Genomic DNA, 15,204 nt, shown 5'->3' with positions numbered 1-15,204 from the left:
CTCAGACAACAGGCTGATCGAGCAGCAAACGCTCGACGATCTTGCCGTTCACCAGATGCGAATCGACGATTTCATCGATATCCGCTTCATCCACATACGTGTACCAGGTCCCTTCGGGATACACGACAACCACCGGTCCCAGCTCGCAGCGCTCGAGGCAACCGGCCTTGTTGATGCGGACCTTGCCGTCGCCGGCGAGCCCGAGCTGCTTCACGCGCTTCTTCGCGTACTCCTGCATGGCCTGCGCGTTGCAATTCGCGCAACTTGGACGCGCGGCGTCGGGGTCGCGCTGGTTCAGGCAGAAGAACACGTGATATTTGTAGAACGGGTCCATGAGCTTGGCCGGAAGAGGATTGATGTCGTGGGAGTTTTGTGTCGCGTTTTTGTGTCGCTTTGAACCGATTATAACGACCGGCGCTTTTCGCCGCCGGCACGCCGCCGGGCCAGAAATGCGCGCTCCGCAGTCGATGCCAGCCAGCCAAGCGCGGCATACGGCCACACCCACGCGAGCCACTGCGAAAGACCATTGAAATGCAGATAGCGCCCTTGGCGCCAGTCGGCGAGGACGATATCGAAGTACGGATTGACGGGCAGGAGATTCACCAGCACCAATGCCACGATAAGCGCAACACCCGCGAGCGTCGCACGCCACGCCCGCGAGCATCGCAGAGAAAGCAAACCAACCAGCGTGCCGCACGCTATGCCGGCAATGGCGCCGTCGGTCGCCCAGTCAAACGTCAGCCCGGCGCGCGACTGCAGGAACGTCGCGCCCGCTTTCGCGGCGAGTGTCGCGATCATCAGGCCGAGCAGCAGCCTCACGCGTGGCGCGCGGCTGCGCATGGGCAACGTGGCCAGCACCAGCGCAGCAAACAGGTTCAGTGAGGTGATGAGCGTTTCCCAGGCGTCGTCGGGAAGCTTTGCGCCCAGTTGCGCCGGCCACGCCACGACATTCCACGCGGCGGGCGCCCACGCGAGCAGCGTGTCCTGCATCACGGGATCGATGCTCGACCACAGCAAGCGCGGCAAATCGCCGACAGCGAACAGGAACGGGGCGGGATACATGGCCGCGAACGGCCAGAGCCCGGATAAGCCGATCATGTACGCGGCATCGCGCTCGAACCACATGAAACGCATGCGGCGCAGCAAACCCCGGTCGAGCAGCATGCTGGTCGCGGGCGCGGTGAGCGCCGCGCCCAGCAGCGCGCCGAGCGCGTTTGCGGCCAAGTCGAGATTCGATGCCACGCGCGTCGGCAAATAAGTCTGCACGGCTTCCATCGAACCCGACAACATTGCCCCGGCGATAAACGCCACGCCCGCCGCAACCGCGCCGCGCCAGCGCGGATAAAGCGCAAGCACGGCCAGCGCGCCGAACGGCATGTAGCCGAGCACGTTGGTGATGACGTCGAACGCGGTGAGATATTGCGGCAGCGGATCGGTGAGATACGCAAACGGTCCGATTCCGAGCGTTCGCCAGCCGGAAAACGGATACAGCGACCCATAGACGATCAGAACTGTATAAACCGCCAGCGCCTGTCGCGAGAGCGCAGACGGCCGACGCTGCCAATGCTTGAGAATCATGCGCGCCGCCCTTGTCCTTGCGCTGCTCCTTGCGCTGCTCCTTGCGCTGCTCTTTGCCCTGCTCCATGCATTCGTTCTCGCGTTCTTTTTCGTTCCAGAACGCAGCGCGCCGCGCCAGCCTGCGTGGTAATCACCGGGCGGTCCTGAAGCAGCTCGCGACTTGCAACGCTGTCATTGCGAAGCGACCAGCGGCTGCACGCCGAGCCATGCCGCCATTTGCGCGATCAGGTCGTCGGAAGCGGCGGCAAGCGCACGCGCGCCACCGGCGGCATCGGCCGTGGACGAAGGCGCCCGCGCGATGAACGTGCGCTGGCTGACCACCTGCCCATGCTGCGACAACGTCACCCGCGCCGACACCTCGCCGTGGCTTTGCGAGGGGGCATCGAAGACTTGCTCGAAGTCCGTCAGATCGACCTGCAACGTGGGCGCGCGCACGGCGTCGGCGCCTGTGAGGACAGGTCCGCGCGAGGCCAGCGCCGCGCGCAGACGCTGCGTGAGCAAGTCCGCCGGCGACATGGTCCAGTGGCTGTCCGCATAGATGGCGGTGCGCTGGGCGTCGGCATATTTCAGGCGATACACGAACGCATCGGTATCTAGGTTCTTCGCGGCGCTCACCGCCAGCACTTTCACTGGAGGCATGGTCATGGTGTTGCCCAGCTGCGGGGGCGCACCCAGGTCGTAGCGAATATTCGATATAGCCGCAGGCGGCCCCGACGCGCATCCGGGGAGCATGGCAACGCAGGCCAGCGCGGCCAGGCTGAGTCTGACAAAACCGGAGCGCGCCCGCGGCAGCGGGCGCGCAGCACGCTTGGGATAGCGCATCGCCTGCAAGATCGTGTGTGGCATCACAGTTCCCTATTCCTAGATCAAAAAACGCTTCGGCAGCGGACCGGGCGCCGACGCTTCTGCGTCATGTAGCACGGCTCGATTCACACCGTCATTTCGACGAATTCGATGGCGCCGTCGGCCACTGGAAACCCGGCTCGCCAGGCCCTGGCGCCGGCTGCGGCGCGCCGAACAGCACGCTGCGCGGATTCCTGTTGAAAGTTTCCGCAGCGTGATCCACCGAGCGCGCCGCACTGCCCACGTCATCGGCCAATGAGTTCACGCGCGGCAACGTCTCGTATCCCACGCGCGCCGCCATTTCCTGCAACGACTCGTTGACTTCGTTCATCGCCCGGGCGGCACGTTCAGCCGCTTCACCCGCCTTGTTCATGTTGGTCACGAACGGCCCGTCCGCCCGGCTCAAGCTATTCGCAAGCGCATTGGTCGACGCGAGCGTGCGGTCCAGTTGATTCAGCGTATGAGGCAGTTGCTGCGCTACCGGGCCGACCTGCTTGCTCAGCAGTGCAATGCTGTCCGCTGCACCTTGCAAGCTCTTCGCGGTTTGCTGCACCTGATCGCGCATGTCGTCGGACATGAATTTGTCTGCGTCGTCGGCAATCCGTTCGAACTTCCTGATCAGGATGTCGCCGCGTTGCTGCAACTGGTCGAACAAGCCCGGGCGCAACGGCAGCGACGCAACCTTTTGCGGCGATGACGGCAGCGGCGCCGTGTTCTTGCCGGTATCGTCGAGTTGCACGAATGCAATCCCCGTCACACCCTGGAAACCGAGCGTGGCGAAGGTGGATTGCGTGATCGGCGCGTTCTTGTCGACCTCGATACGAATGCGGATCTGCCCCGGATTGGCGTGATCGAACTTGATGGATTCCACCTTGCCCACGCCGAGGCCGCGATAGCGAACGTCGGCATCGGTGTACAAACCCGTCACATTAGTGCGCGCCACGAGGTCGTACGGCACGCGCACGGTGCGGTCCACGTTGAAAAAGAACACCGCGAGGCCGATAGCGGCCAACAGCCCGATAGTGAACAGACCGGCCCAGAACGCATGGGATTTGTTTTCCATCAGCAGGTTCCTTTTTTTACTACGTACTGCCAGAGCTTTCCTGAAAACCGTTCATGAGAACGCTCGTAAGAACGGCTAGAGTGAGGGACCGCATGGCGCGTCTTCCAGTGCAACCGCCGGTAATTTTGCGCGGCGCTCGGGCGGCAGCGCCTGCAACGCGCGCCTGCCGCGCCGCCCGAGAAAATATTCGCGGATAAACGGGTGGTCCACGGCCACCGCCTCTTCCACAGGCGCCGCCACCAATACGCGACGCTCGGCCAGCACAGCCACCCGCGTGGACAGCGCGACCATGGTGTCGAGATCGTGGGTGACGAGAACCACGGTCAAGCCCAGGGCCCGGTGCAGCGTGGCGATCAGGTCGACAAATTCATCCGATGCCTTCGGGTCCAGCCCTGCCGTGGGTTCATCGAGGAACAGCAGTTCGGGTTCAAGCGCAATGGCCCGCGCGATCCCTACGCGCTTGACCATGCCGCCCGATAACGCCGACGGCATCTTGCTCATGTTCTTGCACGACAGCCCGACCATTTCCAGCTTGAGCATCACGAACTCGCGGATCAGGTCCTCCGGAATCTTGCCCAGTTCGCGGAACGGCTGCGCGATGTTGTCGTACACCGACAACGACGAAAACAGCGCGCCCTGCTGGAACATCATGCCGGAGCGCGTGCGCAGGATGCGCGCGGTTTCGTCGTCCATGTTCGCCCACTCATCGCCAAGCACTCGGATCGTGCCCGACGTGGGCGACTCCAGCCCGAGCATCTGCCGCACGAGCGTGGTTTTGCCGGAGCCCGAGCCCCCGAGCAACGCAAGGATCTCGCCGCGCCGCACTTCGAGGTTCAGGTGTTCGTGAATCACCGTGCGGCCGTAACGTTTCGTCACGTCCACGACTTCGATCACCGGTTCCGTGGTGACGGGCGTAGGTTTGTCGCGAACGGCGGATGCAAGGGTAGCCGACATCAGATGCCCACCGACTGGAAGAGGATGGCGAACACCGCGTCAGCGAGAATCACGATGGTGATGGACGACACCACCGAGGTCGTCGTCCCCTCGCCCAGGCTCTGCGAATTCGCCTTGATCCGGAAGCCAAAGTGACACGCGGCCAGCGCGATGAGCATGCCGAACACCACGCCCTTGGAAAGTCCGATCCACAGGTTGGCGATCGGCACGACGGACGGCAGCGAGCGCACAAAAAAGGACAAGTCGATACCCAATACCAGCTTCGCCGCCAGCGCACCGCCGAGCAGCGCAACCATGTTGGTCCACATGACCAGCAGCGGCATGGCAATGCCGAGCGCCAACACGCGCGGCAAGACGATCCGCAAGCCGTGAGGGATGCCCATGACCTGCATGGCGTCGAGTTCTTCCGTCACGCGCATCACGCCGATCTGCGCGGTAATGGCGGAACCGGAGCGGCCCGCGACCAGGATGGCTGAAAGCACTGGCCCGAGCTCGCGTATCACCGAAAGCCCCAGGATATTCACGATGTACTGATTCGCGCCGAACATGCGCAGTTGCTGCGCCGATAGATAACTCAGCACGATGCCGATCAAAAACGCCACGAGCGCCGTGATGCCGAGCGCCTGCGTGCCTGCGGCATAGATGTTCGCGGAGATTTCCGTCCACGGAATACGCTTCGGACGCCGCGCCAGCCCGATCAGGTCGAGCACGAATCCGCCGAACAGGGCGAGGCCGCCGTACAGATGCTCGAAGAACGAGAACAGCATCAGGCCGAAGCGCGTGATGGGATCGACACGATCAATCTGTTCGGGCTCGTCACGATTCGCGTCGAGCAACGCGACCCGTTCGAAAATTTCCCTTTGCGTGTCCGAGAGCGTGACGCGCTCCGGCAACTTCCGGCCCCACACGCGCCACAGCGCCTGCCCGCCGACGTGATCAAGCCGCTCGATTGGCAGCAAGTCCCATTGCTTGATGGCCTCCTGCCCGACACTGCGCAGCCGGTCCACCACGCCGCGTTTCGCGCTCGCGTGATCGCGCGCCAGTGCGAACGCCGTCCACTGGCCGGAAAGCCGGACAACCTTGCCCTGCTGGCCGGACTCGACCTTCAGGCCGGGCGGAGTGTCGAAGTTCAAGGCTTGAAAGCGCTCCGGGTAGGGTGGAGGGAGAAGCCATTGTAGCGAAGGTACGTCATGGAATCTCGAACAGGCGGGGCGTTGGCCAACCGGCCAGGGTTTCGGCGCCGAGGCACGTTGCAACGACCAACGTGCGTGTCGTTGTGCGTGTTTCCCCGCCCGGCTCCCGGGCGCCAGATCGCTACAATGCGGATATGAACTCATCCAACTCGTCTTTTCCGCTCGACGCCGCCTGGCGGATCGACCTCGACCGGCTCATGTCGCTTGCCGCGCGGCCGGTGCGCGACTGGCCGATCGAGATCGTCGATGAAACCGGCTCTACCAACGCTGACCTGATGGCGCAGCTCAAGGAACAGCCACGCAACAAGACGTCAGCCTCGGCGCCCGACTCGTTTTCGCCGCGTTCGACGCTGAAGGCCGCCGATGGCACGCCGTTCGTGCGGGTTGCGTACTCGCAGACGGCCGGCCGGGGCCGTCGGGGCCGTGCGTGGGTGGCGCAACCGGGCAACGCGTTGTTGTTTTCTACCGCCTGCGTGCTGCCACGGCCGCTGGAAGGGCTCGCGGGTCTGAGCCTCGCAGTCGGCACAGCCGTGCTCGACGCACTGAATGGCTTGCCGCTGGCGGCATCGGCAAGACTCGCGCTGAAATGGCCGAACGACATCCTGCTCGACGACGGCAAGCTCGCCGGCATCCTGATCGAAACCGCGTGGAACACGCCGCGGGCGAGCGCGGTGGTGATTGGCATCGGCATCAACCTGCATGGCGCAGCGGAATTGGCGGCCAAACTCGATGAAGCGCAGCGTCGAAACGCCCTTCCCGTGCCGGGCAATACGCCGGCGTCCCTGTCGCGCGCGTGGCCCGAAGCGAATCTCACCGAGACGCTCGCCGCCGTCCTGAACGCGCTCGATGCCACCCTCGCGCGTTTCGCCGCCGATGGCTTCCGCCCGTTCCGCCAGCAGTGGCTCGCCGCGCACGCCTACGCGGGACGCGAGGTGGTGCTGCTGGAGCAAGGTGTGGAAGTGGCGCGCGGTTTGGCGGTGGGTATCGACGATAACGGCCAGTTGCAGATCGATACACCAACGGGTCTGCGGACCGCCACCACCGGCGACGTCTCGTTGCGGCTTGCGGAGCAGCGGCCGTGAGTGGTGCACCGTTTCTGCTTATCGATGCAGGCAACAGCCGGATCAAGTGGTCGCTGGTGAGCGCGGCCAATGCCAACGAAACGCTGAACGCCGGCGCGTTTGAACACGTCGGCGTTGAAGCCGTTCTGACGGATATAGCCGATTGGTCGAGCTTGCCGAAGCCGGCGGGCGTGTGGATTTCCAATGTTGCGGGACCGCGCGTGGGCGAGCGGATAGCCGCCCTTCTTGATTCACGCTGGCCCGGCATGCCCCGCACGATCGTGCGCGCGCAAGCCCAACAATCAGGCGTGACGAACCGCTATACGGAACCGTCGAAGCTCGGCAGCGACCGATGGTGCGGCCTGATTGGCGCGCACGCGGCGTATCCCGGCGATAACCTGCTGATCGCGACTATCGGCACGGCGACGACGCTTGAAGCGCTGCTCGCCGATGGCACCTTCACAGGCGGCCTGATTGCTCCGGGCTGGCTGCTGATGATGCAATCGCTCGGCACCCACACGGCACAATTGCCCACCCTTCTGCCCGACACCGCCCGCCACGCGATCAGCTCGTCCAGCGGCATTTTCGCGACCGACACACGTACGGCTTTGTCGTCAGGATGTTTGCTCGCGCAAGCTGGCTTGATAGAACGCGCGTGGCAGGATCTGCGCGCCCAATGGAACAACGACGTGCGCCTGATTCTCAGCGGCGGGGGCGCCAGTGAAGTGGCGGGCGCGCTCAAGGTGCCGCATACTCGTCACGATTCCCTCGTGCTCGCCGGGCTTGCATTGATTGCCCGCGAAGCCGCCGTTTCCCGTTCACCTGATTGATGGAGCGCTTTCCATGCTGCGCTGGTTTCTCGCCCTGTTATTTCTGGCAAACCTGTTGATGTTCGTTGTCGTGCAAGGTGTGTTTGGACCGCTGCCGTCGGCCGGCGGACGCGAACCGCAGCATCTCGACCGGCAAGTCCATCCGGAATTGGTACGCGTTAGCCCGATCAGCCCTGAAGAAGCCGCTGATCAGGCTGTAGTCGGCGGTCCGGCGCCCGCGGCCGCCGTGCAGGCTGCGCCGCTCTCGCAATAAGCCGCTGTTAAGCCCTGTTTCCGGCCAACGCAGTTATCCCTGCGTGCGCACTTTCTTGAGCAACGCGGTCGTCGAGCGATCGTGCTCGAATGGAATGGCCAGTGCCTTACCGCCCCAGCTTCGCACCAGCGCCGATTCCGCCAGCTTGTCCATATCGTAATCACCGCCTTTCACCAGCACGTCGGGATGCAACTCGCCGATGAGTTCCAGCGGTGTCGACTCCTCGAATTTCACCACCCAATCCACGCTTTCCAACGCGGCCAGCAGCGCCGTGCGGTCATCTTCGCGATTGATCGGCCGATCGTCGCCCTTGCCGAGCATCCGCACCGATGCATCGCTGTTCACACCGACAATCAGCGTTGCGCCTAGCGCTTTTGCATCGGCGAGATAGGTCACATGGCCGCGATGCAGGATATCGAAGACGCCATTCGTGAAAACCACCGGCGATGTGAATTGCGGGCGCGCAGCAGCGAGCGCATCGCGCGTCATGATCTTGCGTTCGAAAGGAGCGGGCATGTCTATCAATGATGAGGGGTTCGAAGGACCGTAGTGTGCCACGCGCGCCAGCACGTTTAACCCACGGCGTGTTTGCGCATGGAGCGCATCCTTCATAAACAAACAGCCCGCCGGTCACAAACCGGCGGGCTGTTTCAGAACAACAAATCGTAATTCCGGTCAGGCCGGCAGTTGCGATGCTGCTTGTGCAGCCTGCAGGCGCAACACTACTTCCTTGCGATACCGGTTCAACTCCTGCGCCGTGGCGAACGAGCGTTCGAACAGGATGGACAAGTTATGTAGGATCCGTTCGACAACCTTCTTTTCCCAACTGTCGTCGAAACGAATTTGTTCGTCGAGCCAATGTTCGAGCCATTCCGGATCCGGCAAACGCGACTGGATTGTGTCGCGCGGAAACAGCGCCTGGTTCACGTGCAGGTTGGTCGGATGCAGCGGCTTTTCCGTGCGCCGTGCCGATGCCATCAGGACACCGATCTTCGCGAACGCAGCACGCGCAATGTCGCCGGTTTGCGTCATCGCTTTCTTCATGTAACGCAGATACGCGCCGCCATGACGGGCTTCGTCGCGCGAAATGGTTTCGTAGATATGCTTGATCACCGGTTCCGTGTGCCATTCGGCCGCGCGCCTATACCAATGGTTCAGGCGGATCTCGCCGCAGAAGTGCAGCATGAGCGTTTCGAGCGGGGGAGCGGGGTCGAATTCGAAGCGGACGGCGTCGAGTTCGGCTTCGGTCGGCACCATTTCAGGCTTGAAGCGGCGCAAGTATTCCATCAGCACGAGCGAGTGTTTCTGCTCTTCGAAGAACCACACGCTGATGAACGCCGAAAAATCGCTGTCGTTATGGTTGTCGCGCAGGAACATTTCCGTGGCGGGCAACGCGGACCATTCGGTGATCGCGTTCATCTTGATGGTCTTGGCTTGTTCGTCGGTGAGCAGCGCCGAGTCGAATTTGTCCCAGGGAATATCTTTCTCCATGTCCCAACGAACCGATTCCAGCGATTTATACAGTTCCGGATAAAGCATCGTGTTCATAGTCCACCCCTGGTTTGCAACGTAGTGCGACAGTTCTGTCTGTTGTAACTGTAGCCGGCTCGCACGGGAATCCGCGCCGCCAGCAGCGAAGCTTTCAATTTTACGCGGGAATCAGGCGCCCAGATGCAAAAACGGTAAAGAAGCGCCTGTCGCGTCCCTCTGCGACTTTTTGCCCGTTGCAAACGCGGCAGTCAGCGGCGTTGCACTATCTACCGTGGGTGAGGAGCGAACCCTGTGCCTGAGGTAAGTACGAAGCGCGAGCCGTGATGCAGCTCGTTTAAAGCCTTTTTTGATACTTTATAAAAATTTGATGCTTGATGAGACTCTTGCCCAAGCGACCGTTACCGCACTGCCGATTAGCCGATCACTGCCATGCACGCCGCATGAAGCATGCCTTTGGCGCGTGACAGGCACAAGGCGCAACATGTTTTACCCCACGCCCCCCGGCCTGACCGTGAATCGCGTTCTCAGTCACGCCTGAGTACGCTCACGGCATCAGGCACCGACGAAAGGTCAATGCATTAAAAAAACTCGTCGATCATAGCATGGCGCTCTGGCGCCACTCCGCTACAACATCGCTAATTGGCCCAAGCCCCGCGACGTTCAACACGCCATCAGGAAGCTTGCGTCGTAACGCAGGACTGCTGCCGCCCACCCAGATCGCGACCTCCGAAGGCAATGCCGCACGCAATTCCGTAAGCCCGTTGATCACGGTCTGCGCCGGCATGGAAGCGGCAAACGACAGCGCCACAATCTCTATTTCATGGGCCAGGACGGCGTCGACAATGTCCTGCTGCGGCGTCTGCGTTCCAAGCGCCATGCACTCGCAATCGGCCAACGCGAGCATGGCCTCCGCCATCAGGATGCCTATCCCATGCCCCTCGCCCGCCAGCGTGGTGAGCAGCACCCGCGGGTGGGTACCGCGCCCGCGCAAAGCCTCGGAGAGTGGACGCATCAGCGAGCGCAGCGAGACCTGCAAGGCTTCACTGAACAGGTGCTCGTGATAGACCTGCAGCGAGCCTGCGGCCCACGCATTACCCACTCTCGCCGTCAACGGCGCGGCTACATCGAGAACGAAGCGCGTGAGCCCTTCGTGCGTGGCGCGCTTAAGCAACTCGAAGCGGAAATCGTCGTATCGGCCTACGCGCAGCAGTTCAACGAGCCGGTCGAGTTCCGTGTCCGGCGCGTCCCGTCCCACGCCTGATTCTTCCGCCAGTTGCTGCAGCCGTGCGATGGATTGCGGCAGGACTTTGCTTGGCCTGTGGCCCGCATCCAGCAGGCGCTTGACCAGCCGGAGCTTGGTCACCTGCTCTTGCGGATAAAGCCGCTCGCCGCCCGATGACCGCAACGGTTGCGGGAAGCCGTAGCGGCGCTCCCACACGCGCAGCGTGTCCTTGGTCAGCCCGATCTCGTTGGCAATCGCGCCGATGCCGATGCCTGTCACGCCTGTTTCGGCACTGTCTTCCGCCGCGCCCGTAGGGTCGGGAACCACCGGTATCGGCCCCCCGATTTCTGTCTCGCTGGCCGCCGTACCGTTCAAGGACAGATCGGTTTCCGATGTGTTTGTCATGGACAAATCCTTGGATACGTAAATTGGTTAATGAAGCAAATGGAGCGAAATCCGCCTCTACACCTTAATTTATAGACTTTCTGTCAAACTCGCACCATTATTCATCATAGACGAAATTTCTTAATTATGGTGGACAAAACATTGTCGATGAATGGTCGTTTTATTCCGGCGGCGTGCATCCATCGCGGCCGAAATTGCGTAATTCAACTTGAGCGCGGCATGAGCACCCGCCAGTAGCGCCAGACAAAGAGCCGTTAGGGTCATCAGGCAGTCGACACAAAAAACCAAGACACACGGAGCAACGTCATGAAAGTTGCGGTAATCGGAGCGGGGATTTCGGGACTCGCGTGCGCATATCGGCTGGCGAAGGCGGGTATCGATGTAACGCTGTTCGAGGCCAATGACTACTTTGGCGGTCATGCGAACACGGTGGACGTGACACTCGATGGCATCAGGCACGGCGTCGATACCGGCTTCCTGGTCTTCAATCACCGCACTTACCCGAACTTGGTGAAGCTGTTCGAGGAGCTCGGCGTCTCCACCACCGCGACCGATATGTCGTTCTCCGTATCGCTAACGGATCGCCGGCTGGAGTGGGCGGGCAGCGACCTGAACACGGTTTTCACGCAACGTCGCAATCTGCTGCGCCCGGCGTTTCTGCGCATGCTGGCCGATATCCTGCGCTTCAACCGCACGACCACCGCGCTGGCGCTGGCGGGAAAAGACGTTCAACTCGCCGAGCCCGTCAGCAGTTTTCTCGAACGCGAAAAGTTTTCGATGGCGTTCCGCGACTGGTACCTGCTGCCGATGATCGGCGCGATCTGGTCATGCTCGATATCGCAGATGATGGCGTTTCCTATCGGCACGCTGATTCGCTTTTGTCACAACCACGGGCTGCTGCAAGTCAACGACCGGCCGCAATGGCACACCGTCAACGGCGGCGCACGCGAATACGTGCGGCGGATGTTGCCCGTCATAGGCGACGCCCGCGTCAGTGCGCCCGTGACATCGATAAGACGCAGTACGCACGGCGTGGAGATCGAAAGCACGCGCGGGTTGGAGCACTTCGATCACGTCGTGCTGGCCTGTCATAGCGACCAGGCATTGGCCCTCATCGCCGATCCTTCACACGATGACTCGGCGACGCTCGGCGCGATCGGCTACGCGCCCAATCGCGCGGTGTTGCATACGGACACGTCGCTGCTTCCGGCACAACGCGCTTGGTCGGCCTGGAACTACGAAAGCCGCACCGGCGAGCTGGGCGACGAGCCACAGTTATGCGTGCATTACCTCATCAACAAACTGCAACCATTGCCGTTCAAGACGCCGGTGATCGTCTCGCTGAATCCGGTCCGCGAGCCGCGTCGCGATACGGTAATGCGCGAGTTCGCCTACAGCCACCCCGTCTTCGATCAAGCCGCGGTCCAGGCCCAACGCTCTTTACCGTCGATGCAAGGCGTACGCAACACGTGGTTCGCGGGGGCGTGGACCGGTTACGGTTTCCATGAGGACGGCCTGAAGTCGGGACTGGAAGCGGCCGCGAAGCTGACTGCGATCGCGGCGGCAGCGGACAACCATGAACCGGCGCTTGCAGCATGAGTACGCCCGCCTCGCAATCCTTCGATACCCCCGACCTGCTACTCGTCGGCTCCGTGCGCCACAAGCGCCTGCGCCCGGCGCGCAACGCGTTTTCCTACGGTGTCTACACGTTACGGCTACCTTTGCGCGCACGCGCCGCAAGGCTCGCCCAAGGTACGCAACAACACTCGCGCTGGTTCTCTACAAATCGATTCGGCTTGCTAAGCTTTTACGACAGTGATCACGGCGCCGAGGGACAAACGCCGCTCGGATGGATCGAATCGATGCTGCATGAAAACGGCATCCACGACGCCACCGGCGAAATCTTCCTGCACACATTCCCGCGCGTCCTGGGCTACGTATTCAACCCGGTGAGCTTCTGGTTCTGCGAGCGCGCGGACGGCACATTGCGCGCCGTAGTCTGCGAAGTGAACAACACCTTCGGCGAGCGACATTGCTACCTGCTCGATCCCGGCAACGGCGTCCTGAACGGCGTGCCGCTCACCGCCACCAAGGTTTTCCACGTGTCGCCGTTCTGCAAGGTGCAGGGGCACTACACGTTCCGCTTCATGTTTGCATCGCCGAAACGCGGGAAGCCGATGCGCTCGCTCGCGTGCATCGACTACGACGACGGCGAAGGTCCGTTGCTGCTGACCAGCATCGCCGGAAGCGCACGTCCGCTCGATGCCCGCAACGTGCTGCGCGTGTTCTTCGGTTACCCGCTGATGACGTTCGGCGTAATCGCGAAAATTCATTGGCAAGCGCTGAAGCTGTTCTTCAAACGCGTGCCATTCCAGAGCAAACCCACTCCGCCGGCTGCGAACGTTTCGCACGAGCGGGCCGAATTGCCGACCAGGTGACTTGCAAATGTCGACACAGACTTCCCCCCCTTCATCGCTACGCAGTCCGGTTGCCTCATGGTTCATGCGGCCCTTGCTGGGCAAACATGGCGCGCTGCGCAAACCCGCGGCTGCCCGCGTGGTGCTCAGGCTGATGAGTCAGCTTCAATACGGCGTCCTCGATGTCCACCTCCCCGACGGCACCACGCGCCGTTTCGGACAGGCACCCGACGCGCCTGGCAACCCGCCGTATGCGCGTGTCGTATTGACCAACTGGAACGTGTGCGCGGCGGCGATGAAGAGCGGCGACATCGGCTTCGCTGAAACTTATCTGGCAGGCGACTGGCATACCGACGATCTCGCCGCGCTGCTCGACATCATGGTCCGTAACCGCACGACGATAGAAGCAGTGGTCTACGGATCGTGGTTCGGCAAGCTGACGAACCGCTTCCGGCATCTGCGCAACGCGAATACGAAGGAAGGCAGCCGGCGCAACATTCACGCGCATTACGATCTTGGTAACGCGTTCTACAAGCTCTGGCTCGACAGCATGATGACCTATTCGAGCGCCCTCTTCGACGGCTCGCCGGACCAGACGCTCGAGGACGCGCAACGTGCGAAATATCGGCGCCTGTTGAACGAACTGGAACTCGATGGCGTCAATCCGAGCGTGCTGGAAATTGGTTGCGGCTGGGGCGGCTTTGCACAACTTGCCGCAAGCGAGGCGAAAGCGAACGTGACCGGCCTGACGCTGTCGACAGAACAACTCGCGTACGCGCAGCAGCGCCTGACAGACGCGGGATTGAGCGATCGAACCGATCTTCGCCTTCAGGATTACCGCGATACCCACGGCCAGTTCGACGCAATTGCATCGATAGAAATGTTCGAAGCCGTGGGCGAGGAATATTGGCCGAGCTACTTTGAATGCATCAAGCGCAATCTCAAGCGCGGCGGGCGAGCATGCGTGCAAACAATTACCATCGACAACGCGCTGTTCGATCGTTACAGAACCAGCACCGACTTTATCCAGCAGTATATTTTTCCAGGCGGTATGCTGCCTTCGCCTGATGTGTTCATGCAAACCGCGGAACGCCATGGGCTGAAAGTGGTCAACCAGTTCTCCTTTGGCCGCGACTATGCACGCACGCTCAAAATGTGGCGCAATGCGTTTGTTGCGCGGCTCGATGAGATCCGTGCACAAAGATTCGACGAACGATTCATCCGCTTGTGGGACTTTTACTTATGTTATTGCGAGGCCGCGTTCGCGCACTCGAACACCGACGTCATCCAGTTCACGCTGGAGCACGCCTGATCGCGAGAGCCGCTGCGCTCGCGCTGGTCCTGATCATCTTGCCGCTGCAGGCGTTTGCTTTCGACGCGGCGTCGGTGGTGCGTCAGACGATTCCGCAAGCGCGCGTGCAGGGCGAAGGCGAGTTGCGCATGTACGGTTTTCATATCTACGACGCTACGCTTTTCGTCGGGCCAACAGGTCTGTCGAGCAAGGAATTGACGGCGCGGCCGTTTGCGCTGGATATCGAATATGCGCGTGCTTTCAAGGGTCCTGCGATCGCCAAAAGAGGCCGCCAGGAAATGGACGACCTGAAGGTGGCAAGCAAGGCGCAGACGGCGCAATGGCAAGAGGAGATGGAAGAGATCTTCCCGGACGTGCAGCCGGGAGATCATGTCATTGGCGTATTCGTGCCTGAGCGCGGCACGACGTTTTATGCCGACGATAAAGTCATTGGCACGATTCCCGGCGACGCCTTCGCTCGCGCATTCTTCTCGATCTGGTTCGATCCGCGCACGTCGGCGCCGGGCTTGCGCAACCAGTTGCTCGCCAACGGCGCGGCGCAGTAGCTCAGCGTTTCAACTGGACCGCATTGCCGCGCCGATT

At 61.8% G+C, this 15,204-nt stretch carries 17 protein-coding genes; 8 read left to right on the top strand and 9 right to left on the bottom strand.

Annotation, left to right across the window (positions count from 1 at the left end; translation table 11 throughout):
- Position 1: 1 nt before the first annotated feature.
- Both ACMX25_RS23220 and ACMX25_RS23215 read right to left on the bottom strand, forming a co-directional pair.
- On the bottom strand, positions 2-334 hold the full coding sequence (locus ACMX25_RS23220; protein ID WP_031357137.1) for a (2Fe-2S) ferredoxin domain-containing protein: 333 nt from the start codon (positions 332-334) through the stop codon (positions 2-4).
- Positions 335-402: 68 nt separating this feature from the next.
- The gene (locus ACMX25_RS23215) at positions 403-1,578 is read right to left on the bottom strand and encodes a VanZ family protein (RefSeq protein WP_414952401.1); all 1,176 of its coding nucleotides are present in this window, start codon (positions 1,576-1,578) and stop codon (positions 403-405) included.
- Between ACMX25_RS23215 and ACMX25_RS23210 the strand changes: the two genes are divergently transcribed.
- Entirely contained in the window at positions 1,577-1,708 is a 132-nt protein-coding gene (locus ACMX25_RS23210) for a hypothetical protein (protein ID WP_414952400.1), read from the top strand. The genes ACMX25_RS23215 and ACMX25_RS23210 overlap by 2 nt on opposite strands.
- A 41-nt stretch (positions 1,709-1,749) precedes the next feature.
- Here ACMX25_RS23210 and ACMX25_RS23205 read toward each other — a convergent pair whose 3' ends face one another.
- The 4 genes from ACMX25_RS23205 to ACMX25_RS23190 all read right to left on the bottom strand — a co-directional run bounded on the left by ACMX25_RS23205 (position 1,750) and on the right by ACMX25_RS23190 (position 5,571).
- Entirely contained in the window at positions 1,750-2,370 is a 621-nt protein-coding gene (locus tag ACMX25_RS23205; RefSeq protein ID WP_414952451.1) for an ABC-type transport auxiliary lipoprotein family protein, read from the bottom strand.
- A 145-nt stretch (positions 2,371-2,515) separates the two neighbouring features.
- Positions 2,516-3,484: an MlaD family protein gene (locus ACMX25_RS23200; protein WP_414952399.1), complete on the bottom strand. Its 969-nt coding sequence runs from the start codon at positions 3,482-3,484 to the stop codon at positions 2,516-2,518.
- 75 nt (positions 3,485-3,559) lie between these two features.
- On the bottom strand, positions 3,560-4,438 hold the full coding sequence (locus tag ACMX25_RS23195; RefSeq protein ID WP_414952398.1) for an ABC transporter ATP-binding protein: 879 nt from the start codon (positions 4,436-4,438) through the stop codon (positions 3,560-3,562).
- Entirely contained in the window at positions 4,438-5,571 is a 1,134-nt protein-coding gene (locus ACMX25_RS23190; RefSeq protein WP_414952397.1) for an MlaE family ABC transporter permease, read from the bottom strand. Before ACMX25_RS23190 ends, ACMX25_RS23195 begins: the two co-directional genes overlap by 1 nt.
- Before the next feature lie 194 nt (positions 5,572-5,765).
- Here ACMX25_RS23190 and ACMX25_RS23185 point away from each other — a divergent pair, with 194 nt between their 5' ends.
- The 3 genes from ACMX25_RS23185 to ACMX25_RS23175 are packed head-to-tail and all read left to right on the top strand — an operon-like array spanning position 5,766 to position 7,775.
- The gene (locus ACMX25_RS23185) at positions 5,766-6,713 is read left to right on the top strand and encodes a biotin--[acetyl-CoA-carboxylase] ligase (RefSeq protein WP_414952396.1); all 948 of its coding nucleotides are present in this window, start codon (positions 5,766-5,768) and stop codon (positions 6,711-6,713) included.
- Entirely contained in the window at positions 6,710-7,522 is an 813-nt protein-coding gene (locus ACMX25_RS23180) for a type III pantothenate kinase (protein WP_414952395.1), read from the top strand. The genes ACMX25_RS23185 and ACMX25_RS23180 overlap by 4 nt, the downstream gene beginning before the upstream one ends.
- Positions 7,523-7,535: 13 nt before the next feature.
- Positions 7,536-7,775, top strand: a complete 240-nt coding sequence (locus tag ACMX25_RS23175) for a hypothetical protein (protein ID WP_414952394.1) — start codon at positions 7,536-7,538, stop codon at positions 7,773-7,775.
- A 33-nt stretch (positions 7,776-7,808) separates the two neighbouring features.
- On the opposite strand, the gene rfaE2 is transcribed toward ACMX25_RS23175, so the two are convergent.
- The 3 genes from rfaE2 to ACMX25_RS23160 all read right to left on the bottom strand — a co-directional run bounded on the left by rfaE2 (position 7,809) and on the right by ACMX25_RS23160 (position 10,893).
- Positions 7,809-8,291 (bottom strand): D-glycero-beta-D-manno-heptose 1-phosphate adenylyltransferase, encoded by a 483-nt coding sequence (gene rfaE2 / locus ACMX25_RS23170; RefSeq protein WP_414952393.1) that lies wholly within the window; start codon positions 8,289-8,291, stop codon positions 7,809-7,811.
- A gap of 159 nt (positions 8,292-8,450) precedes the next feature.
- The gene (locus ACMX25_RS23165; RefSeq protein WP_089165566.1) at positions 8,451-9,323 is read right to left on the bottom strand and encodes a ferritin family protein; all 873 of its coding nucleotides are present in this window, start codon (positions 9,321-9,323) and stop codon (positions 8,451-8,453) included.
- A gap of 538 nt (positions 9,324-9,861) precedes the next feature.
- Positions 9,862-10,893 carry a MerR family transcriptional regulator gene (locus tag ACMX25_RS23160; RefSeq protein WP_414952392.1) on the bottom strand — a complete coding sequence of 344 codons (1,032 nt, stop codon included), beginning with the start codon at positions 10,891-10,893 and terminating at the stop codon, positions 9,862-9,864.
- Positions 10,894-11,199: 306 nt separating this feature from the next.
- On the opposite strand from ACMX25_RS23160, the gene ACMX25_RS23155 reads away from it, so the two are divergent.
- From ACMX25_RS23155 to ACMX25_RS23140, 4 genes are read left to right on the top strand one after another with little or no spacing between them, the layout of a single operon-like run.
- The gene (locus ACMX25_RS23155) at positions 11,200-12,492 is read left to right on the top strand and encodes an NAD(P)/FAD-dependent oxidoreductase (RefSeq protein ID WP_414952391.1); all 1,293 of its coding nucleotides are present in this window, start codon (positions 11,200-11,202) and stop codon (positions 12,490-12,492) included.
- Positions 12,489-13,331, top strand: a complete 843-nt coding sequence (locus tag ACMX25_RS23150; RefSeq protein WP_414952390.1) for a DUF1365 domain-containing protein — start codon at positions 12,489-12,491, stop codon at positions 13,329-13,331. The genes ACMX25_RS23155 and ACMX25_RS23150 overlap by 4 nt, the downstream gene beginning before the upstream one ends.
- A gap of 7 nt (positions 13,332-13,338) precedes the next feature.
- A complete protein-coding gene (locus tag ACMX25_RS23145; RefSeq protein WP_414952389.1) occupies positions 13,339-14,622 on the top strand; it encodes a class I SAM-dependent methyltransferase in 1,284 nt (427 codons plus the stop codon).
- On the top strand, positions 14,553-15,167 hold the full coding sequence (locus tag ACMX25_RS23140) for a chalcone isomerase family protein (protein WP_414952388.1): 615 nt from the start codon (positions 14,553-14,555) through the stop codon (positions 15,165-15,167). Before ACMX25_RS23145 ends, ACMX25_RS23140 begins: the two co-directional genes overlap by 70 nt.
- Positions 15,168-15,204 lie beyond the last annotated feature (37 nt).

This window comes from Caballeronia eucalypticola (assembly GCF_047608185.1).
Classification (GTDB): Bacteria; Pseudomonadota; Gammaproteobacteria; order Burkholderiales; family Burkholderiaceae; genus Caballeronia.
Note: the sequence above shows the minus strand (reverse complement) of the source record. Positions and strands in the feature narration are given on the sequence as shown.

Bases quoted from the DNA above. Each gene is read 5' to 3' on its own strand.
- ACMX25_RS23185 (WP_414952396.1), top strand. From the start codon at position 5,766: ATGAACTCATCCAACTCGTCTTTTCCGCTCGACGCCGCCTGGCGGATC.
- ACMX25_RS23210 (WP_414952400.1), top strand. From the start codon at position 1,577: ATGCGCGCCGCCCTTGTCCTTGCGCTGCTCCTTGCGCTGCTCCTTGCG.
- ACMX25_RS23155 (WP_414952391.1), top strand. From the start codon at position 11,200: ATGAAAGTTGCGGTAATCGGAGCGGGGATTTCGGGACTCGCGTGCGCA.
- ACMX25_RS23200 (WP_414952399.1), bottom strand. From the start codon at position 3,484: ATGGAAAACAAATCCCATGCGTTCTGGGCCGGTCTGTTCACTATCGGG.
- ACMX25_RS23150 (WP_414952390.1), top strand. From the start codon at position 12,489: ATGAGTACGCCCGCCTCGCAATCCTTCGATACCCCCGACCTGCTACTC.
- ACMX25_RS23175 (WP_414952394.1), top strand. From the start codon at position 7,536: ATGCTGCGCTGGTTTCTCGCCCTGTTATTTCTGGCAAACCTGTTGATG.
- ACMX25_RS23215 (WP_414952401.1), bottom strand. From the start codon at position 1,578: ATGATTCTCAAGCATTGGCAGCGTCGGCCGTCTGCGCTCTCGCGACAG.
- ACMX25_RS23140 (WP_414952388.1), top strand. From the start codon at position 14,553: ATGTTATTGCGAGGCCGCGTTCGCGCACTCGAACACCGACGTCATCCA.
- ACMX25_RS23165 (WP_089165566.1), bottom strand. From the start codon at position 9,323: ATGAACACGATGCTTTATCCGGAACTGTATAAATCGCTGGAATCGGTT.
- ACMX25_RS23145 (WP_414952389.1), top strand. From the start codon at position 13,339: ATGTCGACACAGACTTCCCCCCCTTCATCGCTACGCAGTCCGGTTGCC.
- ACMX25_RS23220 (WP_031357137.1), bottom strand. From the start codon at position 334: ATGGACCCGTTCTACAAATATCACGTGTTCTTCTGCCTGAACCAGCGC.
- rfaE2 (WP_414952393.1), bottom strand. From the start codon at position 8,291: ATGCCCGCTCCTTTCGAACGCAAGATCATGACGCGCGATGCGCTCGCT.
- ACMX25_RS23160 (WP_414952392.1), bottom strand. From the start codon at position 10,893: ATGACAAACACATCGGAAACCGATCTGTCCTTGAACGGTACGGCGGCC.
- ACMX25_RS23195 (WP_414952398.1), bottom strand. From the start codon at position 4,438: ATGTCGGCTACCCTTGCATCCGCCGTTCGCGACAAACCTACGCCCGTC.